The 13,500-nt window shown below is 71.2% G+C and carries 12 protein-coding genes; 3 read left to right on the top strand and 9 right to left on the bottom strand.

Translation table 11 applies throughout. From position 1 onward, the window contains the following. Positions 1–98: 98 nt before the first annotated feature. From AB0K15_RS33585 to AB0K15_RS33575, 3 genes are all read left to right on the top strand, one after another. Positions 99–1,502, top strand: coding sequence for an MmgE/PrpD family protein (locus tag AB0K15_RS33585; protein WP_364059658.1), 1,404 nt, complete (start codon positions 99–101; stop codon positions 1,500–1,502). Between the two features lie 148 nt (positions 1,503–1,650). Then, positions 1,651–2,418 carry an IclR family transcriptional regulator gene (locus AB0K15_RS33580; RefSeq protein ID WP_354867690.1) on the top strand — a complete coding sequence of 256 codons (768 nt, stop codon included), beginning with the start codon at positions 1,651–1,653 and terminating at the stop codon, positions 2,416–2,418. 36 nt (positions 2,419–2,454) lie between these two features. After that, positions 2,455–3,309: an aldolase/citrate lyase family protein gene (locus AB0K15_RS33575; RefSeq protein ID WP_364059655.1), complete on the top strand. Its 855-nt coding sequence runs from the start codon at positions 2,455–2,457 to the stop codon at positions 3,307–3,309. Positions 3,310–3,371: 62 nt separating this feature from the next. Here the strand turns inward: AB0K15_RS33575 and AB0K15_RS33570 are convergent, their stop codons facing one another. The 9 genes from AB0K15_RS33570 to AB0K15_RS33530 all read right to left on the bottom strand — a co-directional run bounded on the left by AB0K15_RS33570 (position 3,372) and on the right by AB0K15_RS33530 (position 13,392). Then, positions 3,372–4,841 carry a dihydroorotase family protein gene (locus tag AB0K15_RS33570; RefSeq protein WP_364059652.1) on the bottom strand — a complete coding sequence of 490 codons (1,470 nt, stop codon included), beginning with the start codon at positions 4,839–4,841 and terminating at the stop codon, positions 3,372–3,374. 26 nt (positions 4,842–4,867) lie between these two features. Then, positions 4,868–6,295, bottom strand: a complete 1,428-nt coding sequence (locus AB0K15_RS33565; RefSeq protein WP_364059650.1) for an MmgE/PrpD family protein — start codon at positions 6,293–6,295, stop codon at positions 4,868–4,870. Further along, positions 6,292–7,104 carry a cyclase family protein gene (locus tag AB0K15_RS33560; protein ID WP_364059647.1) on the bottom strand — a complete coding sequence of 271 codons (813 nt, stop codon included), beginning with the start codon at positions 7,102–7,104 and terminating at the stop codon, positions 6,292–6,294. The genes AB0K15_RS33565 and AB0K15_RS33560 overlap by 4 nt, the downstream gene beginning before the upstream one ends. Further along, on the bottom strand, positions 7,101–8,297 hold the full coding sequence (locus tag AB0K15_RS33555; RefSeq protein WP_220241921.1) for a CoA transferase: 1,197 nt from the start codon (positions 8,295–8,297) through the stop codon (positions 7,101–7,103). Before AB0K15_RS33555 ends, AB0K15_RS33560 begins: the two co-directional genes overlap by 4 nt. Before the next feature lie 849 nt (positions 8,298–9,146). Beyond that, positions 9,147–9,899 carry a pseudouridine synthase gene (locus tag AB0K15_RS33550; RefSeq protein WP_364059644.1) on the bottom strand — a complete coding sequence of 251 codons (753 nt, stop codon included), beginning with the start codon at positions 9,897–9,899 and terminating at the stop codon, positions 9,147–9,149. Continuing rightward, on the bottom strand, positions 9,889–10,641 hold the full coding sequence (gene scpB / locus AB0K15_RS33545) for an SMC-Scp complex subunit ScpB (protein WP_364059916.1): 753 nt from the start codon (positions 10,639–10,641) through the stop codon (positions 9,889–9,891). Before scpB ends, AB0K15_RS33550 begins: the two co-directional genes overlap by 11 nt. Before the next feature lie 296 nt (positions 10,642–10,937). After that, a complete protein-coding gene (locus AB0K15_RS33540) occupies positions 10,938–11,990 on the bottom strand; it encodes a segregation/condensation protein A (RefSeq protein ID WP_364059641.1) in 1,053 nt (350 codons plus the stop codon). Next, positions 11,990–12,391, bottom strand: coding sequence for a cobyrinic acid a,c-diamide synthase (locus AB0K15_RS33535; RefSeq protein WP_364059638.1), 402 nt, complete (start codon positions 12,389–12,391; stop codon positions 11,990–11,992). Before AB0K15_RS33535 ends, AB0K15_RS33540 begins: the two co-directional genes overlap by 1 nt. After that, a complete protein-coding gene (locus AB0K15_RS33530; RefSeq protein WP_364059635.1) occupies positions 12,388–13,392 on the bottom strand; it encodes an AAA family ATPase in 1,005 nt (334 codons plus the stop codon). The genes AB0K15_RS33535 and AB0K15_RS33530 overlap by 4 nt, the downstream gene beginning before the upstream one ends. Positions 13,393–13,500: the final 108 nt, after the last annotated feature.

The raw sequence follows: 13,500 nt of genomic DNA, 5'->3' as shown, positions 1-13,500 counted from the left end.
CAGTTGTTACAGTAGCTTCCGGCGGTGGCGGCCGGCCGCGCCCGTCCCGCGTGCGGCGCCCGCCGCGCGCCTGTGCCCCGGCTATCGAGGAGATCCCCGTGGAGAGCGCGTCACCGCCCGTGCCGACAGCCGGCGCCGGCCTCGCCGCGCGCCTGGGCACCTTCGCGGCAAGTATCCGCGAGCCCGCGGCCCCGGACGCGGTACGGCACCGGGTACGGGCGCTCGTCGCCGACGTAGTGGCGACGGCGGCCGCCGGTCTGGGCAGGCCCGACATCGCGGTTCTCCAGGCCACCTACGCGATCGGTGCCGGCCCCAGCAGCGTGCTGGGCCACCGGACGGGTTTCCCACCGGCCCAGGCGGCATTCCTCAACGCGATGCCGGTCGCGCGCGAGCAGCTCCAGGACGGGCACCGGCGCGCTCGCGGCCATCCGGCGTCCCACGTGGTGCCGGCCGTTCTCGCTGCCGCCGAGGCCTGCGGAGCCGATGGCCCGGCGACGCTGTCGGCAGTGCTGGCCGGCTACGAGACGGGCGTGCGGATCGGCCTCGCGATGGGCGGGACCCCGGCCGGGGTCCACGACATCGGGACCTGGGCGACGCTCGGGGCCGCAGCCGGCGTTGCCCACGTGCTCAGCGGTGGCGACGCGGAGACCATTGCCGGGGCCATCGACTCGTGTGCCGCGCTGACCACGGTGCCCGACGCGCCGGGGGTCTTCGACGGCTGGACCAGCCAGAACCTCTACCTCGCCTGCGCGGCACAGACCGCAGTCATCCACGGCCAGGCGGCCGCGGCGGGCCTCCGGGCGCAGCCGGGAACACTGGAACGCCACTTCGCCCGCTGGGTCGCGGCCGGCCAGGACGGATTCTCCGAGCGGCTGATCGCGCTGGTCTCCGCCGGCGACTGGACCATTACCCAGGGGTACCTCAAGCGCCACCCCACCTGCGCCCTGCTGCACGGCGTCAACGATGCCGTCGAGGACCTCGCGACCCGTCCTTACCGACCCGAAGAGATCGCCGCGGTCACGGTCCGCACCTACGCCGCGGCGGCCGCGTTCGACAACGTGCTGCCCCGCAGTGAAATGGCCGCCCGGTTCAGCATCCCGTGGAGCGTGGCCGCCGGTCTGGTCTTGGGCACACTGCGGACCCACGCGTTCGAGTCCGGCACCCTCCGCGTCACCGCGGTGCGGGATCTGGCGGCTCGGGTGCGGGTGGAGCACGACCGGACCCTCGACGCCGGGTATCCGGCGGGGCGCCCGGCCACGGTCACCGTGCGGTTCACCGACGGCACCCAGCTCACCGCGTCACGCGACGGCGCCCCCCGCGGCGACGGGCCTGACGCGGTCGACGACCCGGTGGTCGGTCAAAAGGCCGCGACGCTGCTGACCGACGCCGTCGGTGAGAGCGGGGCGCGGGCAGTGCTCGCGGCCGTGGCCTCTCTCGGCCAGGACGGCCCGATCCCGTTCGGCCTCGTGCTGCGCACGCTCGACGTACGACGGCCGTCGTGAAAATCGGCCCCGGCCGCACCGGCCGGCCCCCGGGCCCCTCGGGTATCGCGCCGGGGGCGCGATCCGCGGATCTGACGGGCGAACGTGATCTGCGCCGACCTTGCCTCGTGTCGTGAGGCCGAACTTGTCCGGAAGAAAAGGGGATCCTGTGGTTCGCGAACGGACGGTCGAGACTCCGGGAGGTACCGAGGCCGCGGACCGGGTCGCCGACGTCCTCCTCCTCTTCGCGCGGTCTGACAGTCCGCTCGGGGTATCCCAGATCGCCCGTGACCTGTCGCTCAGCAAGGCCGTCGTCCACCGGATCCTGCAGTCCCTGGTTTCCCGCTCACTGGCCAAGGTGGTGCCCGGTGGGTCGTCCTATGTGCTCGGACCGGCAGCGCTGGGTCTCTCGGCGCGGGCGTGGAGCCAGATCGACGTGCGCAGCATCGCCTCGCCGATCCTTCGTCGGCTGCGAGACACCACCCGGGAAACCACGACCCTCTCGGTGCTCGTCGGCAACGAGCGGATCTACCTCGACCAGTTCGAATCTCCCGAGGAGGTGAAGATGGTCATCGAGATCGGGCCTCGTTACCCCCTGCACTCAGGTGCTTCGAGTCGCGCGATCCTCGCCTTCCTCCCGCTCTCCCTCATCGACGAGGCGGTCCGCCAGCTGCTCGCGCGGCGCGCCGGTCTGGACGAGAACGCCTACCGCGACGGCCTGGACCGGGTACGCGAGCACGGATATGCCACGTCCATCAACGAGCGCAACACCGGCGCCGCCTCCATCGCCGCACCGTTCTTCGACTCGGCCGGCAACGTGATGGGCTCCATCAGCTCCTCCGGTCCGGCCTTCCGCTACGCGATCGAGGACCACGAGGAGCACGCGGCGCTTGTGGTCGAGGCGTCGCGCGCCATCACCCAGCGTCTGCGCGGCTGACCCAGCCCCTGACCCGACAGCCCAGCAGGAGACACCGTGCTGCCCCGCTCGTTCCTCTACGTTCCCGCCTCACGCCCGTCGCTGTTCGCCAAGGCCTCGACCGGGGCGGCCGACGCCGTCATCCTGGACCTCGAGGACGCGGTGCCGGTCGCCGAGAAGAGCGCGGCCCGCGGCGCGGTCGCCGCCTGGCTGGGCCGGGACCGCCGGGCCCCGGGAGCCGGGGGCGGCGCCCAGACCTGGGTCCGGGTCGACGCGGATCGGCTCGCCGATGATCTCGAAGCCGTCGTCCGTCCTGGCCTCGACGGCATCGTGCTGGCCAAGTGCTCCCCCATGTCCATGAGCGAGCTCGCCGCGCGGCTCGACGGAGCCGAAGCCGAGCAGGACCTGCCCCCGGTGCCCGTCGTCGGGCTGGTCGAGGACGCGGCTTCGGTGCTCGCCCTCGGCGAGCTCGCCGCCCATCCCCGCCTCACGACACTCGGCCTGGGCGAGGTGGACCTGCTCGCCGCCCTCCGGATCGCCCGCACCACCGCGACCGCCGACGCGATCACCCAGCTCAGACTCCAGGTCGTGCTCCACTGCGCCGCCGCGGGCCTCGCCGCACCGGTCGCGCCCACGTCGGTCGACTTTCGCGACCTCGACGCCTTCCGGCAGACGACCCGGGAGCTGGCCGACCTCGGCTTCCGCTCACGAACCGCCATCCATCCCGCCCAGGTTCCCGTGATCCACGAGGTGCTTGCCCCCACCGCCGAGGCGGTGGCCGCGGCGCGTGACGTCCTCGATCGGTTCTCGGCGGCCCAGGGGGGAGTGACGCTGGATGCCGCGGGACGGTTGATCGACGCAGCCGTGATCAGATCGGCCCGGGAGACGCTCGCACGCCGTCGGGATGACTGAGGGACCGGCCGGCGCCTCACGGCGCCGGCCGGTCCCTCTGTGAGATCTTGGCTATCGGTGTGTCAGGCCTGACCCGAGCGCTTCACGAACCGGCCCGTCGGGGTGCCGACGATCTTCTCCGCACGCAAGACTTCGGTGCCGCGGACCCAGGTGTCGGTCACCTTGGCTGTCAGCTCGAAGCCCTCGAACGGGGTGTACTCCTGCGTGGAGAGCGAGTCCTGCGCGTGCACGGTGTAGTCGACCGTGTCGTCGAGCAGGCAGAAGTCGGCGTCGTACCCGACGGCGAGATCACCCTTGCCGCGCAGCCCGAACCGCTCGGCCGGGCTCTTGGCGACGAGTTCGGCGATGCGCGGGTAGGACAGACCACGCTTGCGGCCTTCACTGACCATGCCCGCCAGCAGGTACTCGGTGCCGCCGAAGCCGGATTTGGCCACGAAAACGTCCTCGCGGGGCTCGCCGAACTTGGTCTCGTCGCGGCAGCACGCGTGATCCGAGGTGACCCACGAGAAGTGGCCGGCCAGCAGGTGTTCCCACAACGACTCGACGTCTTCGCGGGAGCGAAGCGGCGGGTTGACCTTGCCGCCGAGGTTGGCGGTCGTGAAGTCGGCGAGCAGGTGGCCGACCGTCACCTCGCGGCGGAAGTCGATGTGCGGGAAGGTCTCCTGCATCATCATGGCGGCCTCGATCGCCTTGCGCGAGGTCAGGTGCAGCAGGTTGATCTTGGGCAGCTCGGTCTCGTGGGCCAGGTAGGAAGCGATGGTGATCGCCAGGCCCTCCGAGTGCGGCGGCCGCGAGGCGCTGTACGCCTCGAGGCCGGTCAGCTTGCCCTCCTGCTCGACCAGCTTGGTGTAGGCCCGCATGATCTCCGCCGTCTCGCAGTGCAGCGACAGCGAGATGTGCTCGCGGTCGGCAGCGAACCGGGGGTCGCGACGCGCCTTCTCGATGCCCCGCATCACGAACTCGAAGTGGGCCAGGTCGTAGGACTCGTCCTCGGGGATCATGAGGAACGAGCTCTGGTCGCTCGAGCGGCCGTGCAGCCCGTGGCTGCCGTAGAACATGAAGATCTTGAACGAGGGCACCCCGAACTCCCCGATCAGGTCGGGGATCTCGTCGATGTGCTCCTTGAGGATCGGCGCCACGTGGAACGCGTAGTCGATGAAGGAGCGGCCCTCGGCGGCTGCCAGCACGTCGGGGAACACTTCGCGGTACGGCCCGGTCCGGTTCATGTAGTAGGCACCGGTGCGGATGTAGGTGATGCCGGTCGTGACACCGCCCTGCGCCGAGGCCTGGCTCTCCGAGCTGGCGTCCTCGCCGAGTTCGTTGTAGATGCCCCAGTGCTGGTGGACGTCCACCACACCGGGGAAGAGGTGCTTGCCGGCGGCGTCGACCGTCTCGGCTGCGCGCTCGGAGTCGATGCTCGGCTCGAAGGCGGCGAACTTGCCGTCCTTGACGGCGACGTCGAGGCGCTCGGGGGCATCGCTCGCGGGGCGCACCACCTGGGCGTTACGGATCACCAAGTCGAATTCAGCCATTTTCCCTCATCCTTCGGTTGTTCGTCCTACGTGCGGGCGGGGTCGTCGACCCTCGTCAGGGAAGCGAGCAGCTCCATGAGGTCGGTGCAGTCCTCGAGCGTGCGGCAGGCCGCCGCGAGTTCGTCGGCCCGATCGGGAGGCAGCACCCGCCGGGCGTTGTCGTGGAACTTGGCGGCCAGCTCTTCGAACGAGAGCGGTCGCTGCGGGCCACCGCGGTTCGTGAACACCTCGGCCACGACCTCGCGGCCGTCCTTGAGCCGCGCCGTGAGCACCGCGGGGAACTGGTGCGGGAAGATCTCCGTGCACCGCTCGTCGGCCGTCACGTCGACCTTCGCCATCAACGCTCTTCGCTCGGGGTCCTGCGCGAGTTCGTCGGTGTAGTCGTCGAGCCCGGCACCGAGACCGGAGCCGCCCAGCAGGCCGAGCACGACCGCGTAGGGACCGCTGAACTGGGCCATGTAGCCGGTCTGCGGCGTCCGCTTCACCTCGATCGGCTCCCCCACCGTGCGCAGGTTCTGCGCCGGTACGCCGAGCTGGAGCGAGACGATGTCCTCGACCCGTACGCCGTCCGCGCGCAGCTGCGCGGCGGCGTCGACGGCCGCGTGCGTGAAATGGTTCGCCGGATAGGGCTTGAAGAAGATGCCCGGGACCGACCACTCGGTCCCCAGCCCGTCGACGATGGCCGCCGGGTCGAAGATGCCGTGCAGCCAGGCCTGGAAGAAGCCGAACCGGCCCTCGAGCACCGTGGGCGGACCGGTCAGGCCGAGCTTGACCAGCTCCGCCGCGGAGACCGCCGCGTGCGCCGCCCACCCGCAGTGGATCCGCTTGACCGTGCCGCCGGTGCGGTTGGCCTCGATGATGCCCGAGGCCAGCGAGGCCGTGACGCCGAGCGCATCGACGACGGCTTGCTCATCGCCACCGGCGAGCAGCGTCGCCGCGACCGAGGCACCCATCGCGCCGCAGATCGACGTGGCGTGCTGGCCGTGCTCGAAGAAGACGGAGTTGTTGCTCGCCTGGTCGTAACCGGCCATGCCGAGCCGGACGCAGATCTCGATCCCGATCGCGACCGCCCGGATGAGCTCACGACCGTCCGCGCCGGCACGCTCGGCGGCGGCCAGTGCCGCAGGGACGACCGAGGCGCTCGGATGAAGGACCGACGGCAGATGGGTGTCGTCATAGTCGAGGGAGTGAGCGAGGACCCCGTTGACGAAGGCGGCCATGTTGGCGGGCAGCCGGCCGGGCACACCGACGGCCGAGGCGGCGCCCGTCCCGCCCTGGCTGCCGGCCCACTCCCGCGCGGAGCGGCTGGTTTCGAGCGTGCTGGCGGCGGCGGCGATGCCGAGGATGTCGAGCACCCGCATCTTCACGCTCTCCACGACCTCGGCCGGGAGGTCGTCGTAGGACGTGCCGGCCGCGAAGGCGCCGAGCTGCTGGGCCAGGGTCTGCTCGCTCACGCGGTACGCACCGCCAGCGGGCGCACCGGCGACCCGGTCGCGCCGTAGATGTTGAGCGGCACCAGCACGAGCGTGAACTCCGCCCACCCGCGGCCGGCCAGCTCCTCGAGGTCGAGCGCCTCGATGAGGTAGATCCCGCTCTCGACGAGCAGGACACGGTGTGCCGGCAGCAGCGCGTGCCCACCGCCGGGCGCGAGCCGCTCGAACGCGATGGTGTCGGCGCCGGCGGCGTGGATGCGCCGCTCGGCGAGCCACTGAGCGCCGGCCTCGCCGACCCCCGGGACTCCGGACGGCCCGCCCACGTAGGCGCCGCCCTCGGCGAACTTCGTGCCCCAGCCGCTGCGGATGAGCACCACGTCTCCCTCACCGACACCGCCGTCCGCGTTCTTGGCGGCCGCTTCCAGGTCGCCGACGGTGATCTCGTAGCCGCCGTCGAGGCAGCCGACTCCGTGCAGTCCCGCGATGTCGAGGAGCACACCCCGGCGGATCATCGGCGCGATGGAGTGAACGCCGAGCGCGTCGTACTTGCCACCGACCCCGGCCTGCATCGCGTCGACGCCGCCGAACATGAGCCCGTCGTGCGAGACGTGCGCCAGCGCGTCGATGTGCGTGCCCACGTGGCAGCCCATCGTGATCATGTCATTGGCGGCGCTGCCCCCGTCGGCACGCGTCATGTCGCCGTGGCGGCGCGGCAGGGTGTGCCAGAACTGGGGGTGGTTCGGGGACTGGGGCATGCCGACCCGCAGCTGTCGTCCCAGGTCGACCACGTCCAGCCCGCCCTGAACCGCGTTGAGCAATGCATCGGTCATCGGATGATCCCACTCTCCTTGAGCTCGGCGATCCGGCCGGCCTCGAGGCCGGCCTCGGTCAAGACTTCGTCGGTGTTTTCGCCCAGCCCGCGGCCGGTGAACCTGATCGCCCCCGGCGAAGCGCTCATCCGCCACATCACGTTGTGCTGCAGCAGCGGCCCGAAGTCGGCGTCGTCGACCTCCAGCAGCATCTGCGTCTCCCGCACGTGGGGATCCTCGACCAGGTCGCGGGCGTCGTAGACGGCGGCGATGGCGGCACCGGCCTCGGTGAAGGCGCTGATGACCTCGTCACGGCTGCGCTGCGCGATCCAGCTGCCGACGTAGTCGTCGAGCAGGTCGACGTGCGCCGCCCGGCCGCCGCCGGTGGCGAACCACGGTTCGCTGATCACCTCGGGATGGCCGACCAGCTCCAGCACCCGTTCGGCGATCCGCTGGGCGCTGGTGGAAACGGCCACCCACCCGCCGTCCGAGGTCCGGTAGGTGTTGCGCGGCGCGTTGTTGGTCGACCGGTTGCCATGGCGCTGCTCGACCTCGCCGAGCTGCTGGTAGATCGTCGGACCGGGCCCGACGGCTGCCATGATCGGCTCGAGCAGGCTCATGTCGACGACCTGTCCCTCGCCGGTCCGGTCGCGGTGGCGGAGCGCCATCATCACGGCCGACGAAGCGGCGATCCCGCAGATGCTGTCGGCCAGGCCGAAGGCCGGCAAAGTCGGCGGGCCGTCGGGCTGCCCGGTCAGCGAAGCGAAGCCGCTCATGGCTTCGACGAGCGTGCCGAAGCCGGCCCGCCCGGCGTAGGGACCGGTCTGGCCGAAGCCGGTGAGCCGCACGAGCACCAGCCCGGGGTTCTCGGCGAACAGCGCGTCGGGGCCGATGCCCCACCGCTCGAGGGTCCCCGGACGGAAGTTCTCGACGACGACGTCCGCCGTCTTCGCCAGAGCACGGAACACCTCGCCGCCGCGCTCGTCCTTGAGGTCGAGGGCGACGGTCCGCTTGTTGCGGCTGATCTCCTTCCACCACAGCGGGACGCCGTTCTTGCTCCGGCCGTGGCCGCGCATGTTGTCGCCGTTGCGCGGGTGCTCGATCTTGATCACGTCGGCACCGAAGTCACCGAGGATCTGACAGCAGAACGGGCCCGCCAGGATCGTGGACACGTCGAGCACGCGTAGTCCGTCGAGAGCTGCCGCTGAAGCCACTCGAACCTCGTTCCGTCAGAAGAAACACTCCATCTGGCGACGACTGTAGCCGGAACGGGCGTCCACCTGAAGAGGTCGAGTCGAATCTGCGGACATTGAGGCTATCCCCACATGCAAGCCCGACCTGACCGCTGTGATCACCCGCGGTCGGATCAATGACTTCCCTGTCGATCACGTTCCGCTTGCCGGAACGGCGATGGGGGGCGAGCACCCCGGGCCGGTAGGTGATCGAGCGGCAGGCCCACCACTTGCGCGGCCGGCGACCGGGAGGTGCGGCGGCTCGACGGCGCCGGCCTCGTCTGGCCGGCGCGCCACGGAGCCGTACTGGTCCGGCGGTGTCCGGTGGGAAGGAGAAGGACGGCCGCGCCGGGGCCTCGGCGATCCGGTGTCCCAACGGGACGAAATCGTCGGCGCGGCCTTGTCTCACCACGGGATCATGGCTCCCGGCAGAGCTGATGACGGGGCGATCGCAGCGCGACGCCGAGCCTCGCGCGTGTCGCAGCGAGGCCGGCTACGTGATCGGGCTCCAGCGTCTGGTCGCCGGCGACGGCTGGAGTCGCGCGACACGATCGGAAGGTGTGCAGCACTCGCGGGACGGGGCCGGGCTCAGAAGTAACCCTTCCCCGTCCCGGGCTTGAGCAACGCGGCAGGTGCGGGCACGGGCGGCTCCTGAACGAAGCCCGCTGTCGAGCCGCGGCGTGACCTCGTCCGTGCCGACCTCGGTTCAGCCCGCCGTGGGGCCACGGCGATCCACCGATGCGGCCGGTCGCCGCAACTTCGACCCGACCGGCTCGACGCCGCCGGCGAACCCGGGGCGTCGATCAGGTCGCCAGGGTGGAAGGCCGGTGTTTACAGGTCCACGTTTCGGTACAGCGAGCCGACCTCACCGCGGTTGAGGCGGCGGATCGTGCCGGGGCGCTGGGCGCCGAGCTGCACGTCGCCGACCGCGGTGCGCACCAGCTTGCGGACGGGGTGGCCGGTCGAGGCCATGAGCCGGCGCACGATGTGCTTGCGGCCCTCGTGGATCACGAGCTCGATCATGCTCCGGCCGGAGTGCATGTCCTTCACGCGGAACTGGTCGACCTTCACGATCCCGTCGGGCAGCTCCCAGCCGGCGCGCAGCTCCTTGCCGAGCCCGCGCGGCACGAGGCCCTCGACCTCGGCGAAGTAGGTCTTGAGCACGTGGTAGCTCGGGTGCATCAGGCGGTGGCCGAGGTCCCCGTCGTTGGTGAGCAGCAGCAGGCCCTCGGTGTTCTCGTCGAGCCGGCCCACGTGGACGACGCCGGGCGTCTCCTCCCAGCGGCCGCGCAGGTAGTCGCCGACGCACGGGCGGCCGCGGTCGTCCGACATCGTCGAGTGCACGCCCTTGGGCTTGTTGAAGGCGAGGTACACGAGGTCGTCGCGCAGGTTCACGCGCGTGCCGTCGACGTGGATCACGGCCTCGACCGGGTCGACGCGGCGGCCCAGCTCGGTGACGATCTGGCCGTCCACCTCCACCCGGCCTTCCACGATCAGGTCCTCGGCCGCGCGCCGCGAGGCGATGCCGGCCTGGGAGAGGACCTTCTGCAGCCGGACGCCGTCGGGGTGCTGGTCAGATGTCATCGATGGTGTCCACTTCGGGTAGCAGCGGAGCGATCGGGGGCAGGTCGTTCAGCGACGACAGCCCCAGTCGCTCCAGGAACAGCTCGGTCGTCACGTACAGCGTGCCCGTCGTCTCCGGGTCGGTGCCCATCTCTTCGATGAGGCCGCGGGCCAGCAGGGTGCGGATCACGCCGTCGACGTTGACCCCGCGCACCGCGGCGACCCTGGCCCTGGTCACCGGCTGCCGGTACGCGATCACGGCGAGGCTCTCCAGCGCGGCCCGGGTCAGCTTCGACCGCTGGCCGTCGAGCAGGAGCTTCTCCACGAACGGGGCGTACGTGTCCCTAGTGTAGAACCGCCACCCCTCGCCGACGCGCCGCAGGTCGATCCCGCTGCCCCGCTCGGTGAGCCGCTGCGCCATTGTCCGCAGCGCGACGGTGACCCGCGCCACCGGCTGCTCCACGGTCTCGGCCAGCATCTGCTCGCCCGCCGGCGAGTCGACCACGAGCAGCAGCGCCTCGAGCGCGGCCTCCAGTGCTTCGTCGGACGTCACGTCGGGCAGGTCGCTGACCGGCTCGACGCCCTCCTCCGAGTCCGGCTGCTCGGCTTCCGCCGCCGCCTCCCCCGGCTCGCCCTCGCCCGCTTCGCCTTCAGGCCCTTCGCCTTCGGACGCGGCGATCTCCGGGGCTTCCGGCTCTTCGTCGCCGGACTTATCGCCCTGCGAGTCGCCTTCCGCGGCCGCGACTTCGCCGCTGTCCGGCACGTCTTCGGTGCGCGACTCCCCGTCCGCCTCAGCCTCGCCGGCCGCAGCCCGCTCGCCGTCAGCGGGCGCCTCGGCGACATCGTCCGCCTCCGCTTCGCCCGGTTCGCCGGCCGCAGGCGTCTCGTCCTCCACCGCCGCGGCGGCCTGCTCGCCGTCCCCGTCAGCAGGTTCCCGGGCAGGGTCCTCGGCGACAGCGTCGTCCAGTCCCTCGGCCGGTGCCACGTTGACCTCGCGGTCCAGGTCGATCGCCTCCACACCGGCGCCTTGGGCGGCCGGCGCGCGGTCGTCTTCGGTGCTCACCCGTACTCCTCTTCGTCGGCGGCCGCGCGGTCGTGGGCCGCGGCGGCCGAGGCCTCCGCGACGCTGCCGCCGGTCCAGCGCACGTGGAGCTCGGCGAGCGCCTCGAGCTGCTCGAACTGCACCGTCGACTCGCGGTACAGCTCCAGCAGCGCGAGGAACCGCGCGACGATCTCCACGGTGTGCTCGCAGTCCTCCACGAGCTCCTTGAACGTGGCCTGCCCCGCCTCCGCGAGCTTCAACCGCAGCAGCGCCGCGTGCTCGCGCACGGACACGCGGCCCATGTGCAGGTGCGCGAGCGACACCGTCGGCGGCGGCTTCGGCTTGAAGACCGCCACGGCGATCTCCGCGAACTTCTGCGGTGTCACCCCGAGCATCACCTCGGGCAGCAGCCCGACGTACCGCTCCTCCAGCGCCACCGAGCGCGGGTAGCGCCGCAGCGCGCTCTGCTCCAGCTCGCCGAACAGCGCCGCCACCTGCTTGTACGCGCGGTACTGCAGCACGCGCGCGAAGAGCAGGTCACGGGCCTCCAGGAGCGCGAGGTCGTCCTCGTTCTCCACCTCCGCCGAGGGCAGCAGCCGCGCGGCCTTGAGGTCCAGCAGGGTCGCGGCGATGACCAGGAACTCCGTGGTCTCGTCGAGGTTCCAGTCGGACCCGAGCGCGCGCGTGTAGGCGATGAAGTCGTCGGTGACCGTGTGCAGCGCGACCTCGGTGACGTCGAGCTGGTGCTGCGAGATCAGCTGCAGCAGCAGATCGAACGGCCCCTCGAAGTTCTTCAGGCGCACCTTGAACTTCGAGGTGCTGAGCTCCTCGGCGTAGCCCTCCGGGATCGTCCCGCCGTGCACGGTCTCGTGCTCGACCGGCTTCTCCTCCTCGCCCGGCTTGTCCTCCGGGTTCGGAGTTTCGTCCTGGCCCGCGGTTTCGCCGTCGCCCGGCTGCTCCCCCAGGCTCGGAGTCTCGTCCGGGACGGGGGTTTCCTGCTGGATCGGCGTCTCGGTACCCGGGGCCGCGGCGTCCGGCTCCGGCTGCTCGGCCGATGCCGGTTCGTCCATCAGCCCTCGGTTCCGCCTTCGTCTTCCATCGCCTGCAATCGCTGGACCAGCACCGATTCTTCGCCGCGCTGGTCGAAGTCGGCGATCAGCACGGCCACGGCCTCGCGCACCAGGCGGCCGCGGTCGACCACGAGGTTGTGCTTGGCCCGCAGGTTCAGGCGGGTCTGCTCCATCGCGAGCAGCTCGTCGCCCGAGACGTACACGGTGATCTTCGCATCGTGCTTCGTGCGGCCGGAGCCGCTGCGCGCCGCGGCGCGGCTGAGCTGGTCGGCGTCCGCGCTCTTCTTCGGGAGCGGTTCGGCCGGTGCGGGGGCCGCCGGGCGATCGAGTGCCGGGCTGGCCGGGCTGGAGGTGAGGCGGAAGAGTTCCGACGCTCCGGGCAGGGAAGCGCGCCTGCTCACCGAGCGATCACCTCGCGAGCCAGCGCGCGATAGGCTGCCGCGCCGGCCGACTTGGGGGCCCAGGTCGTGATCGGCTCACCCGCGACCGTCGTCTCGGGGAACCGCACGGTGCGGTTGATCACCGTGTCGAACACGATGTCGCCGAATGCCTCCACCACGCGAGCCATGACCTCCTTCGAGTGCAGGGTTCTCGGGTCGTACATCGTGGCGAGAATCCCCGTGATGTCCAGTTTGGGGTTGAGGCGTTCCTGCACCTTCTCGATCGTGTCGATCAGGAGCGCGACGCCTCGCAGACTGAAGAACTCGCACTCCAGGGGGATGATCACACCGTCCGCGGCGGTCAATGCGTTCACCGTCAACAGGCCGAGCGAGGGCTGGCAGTCGACAAGAACATAGTCGTAGTCGTTCATGACCGGACGAAGGACCCGTAACAACGTGTGTTCGCGCCCTACCTCTGCGACGAGCTGGACCTCCGCCGCGGACAGGTCGATGTTGCTCGGCAGCAGGTCAACGCCGTCGACGCGGGTTTTGCGGAGCACGTCCTCGATGCCGACCGACCGCTCCATGATGACGTTGTAGACCGTCTGGTCCAGCTCGTGCGGCTGGATGCCGAGACCCACCGACAGGGCGCCTTGCGGGTCGAAGTCCACGAGCAGCACGCGGCGCCCGCACTCGGCGAGCGCGGCGCCCAGGTTGATGGTCGACGTGGTCTTGCCGACGCCGCCCTTCTGGTTGCACATGGCGAGCACCTTCGCCGGGCCGTGGTGGTCCAGCGGCGCCGGTTCGGGGATCTCGCGCAGCGGCCGGCCCGTGGGGCCGATGCCGCTCTCTTCGCGCTCCTTCGCGCGCGCCCGGGCCCGCTCGGCGCGGCTGAGACGGGGGCTGTCGGAGGGCTCGTCACCGTCGTGGTTCGCGGGGGTGGCGATGCGCGCCTGGGAGAGGCTCGCCGCGGCCGAACCGGCGGACGCGGCCGGGCGCTCCGGCTGGTTCGGTGTCGACATGGCGGGAAAGCTCCTTGTTTCGGCGTCCCGGGCAGCCTATGCGGGGAGTCGGAGCCCCGGCAAAGCGCCGCGCCGGGCCGGACGCGCGAAGTCACCACTGGTGGCTGA

This window comes from Amycolatopsis sp. NPDC049253 (assembly GCF_040678995.1).
GTDB lineage: Bacteria > Actinomycetota > Actinomycetes > Mycobacteriales > Pseudonocardiaceae > Amycolatopsis.
This window is presented reverse-complemented; position numbering and strand designations above follow the sequence as displayed.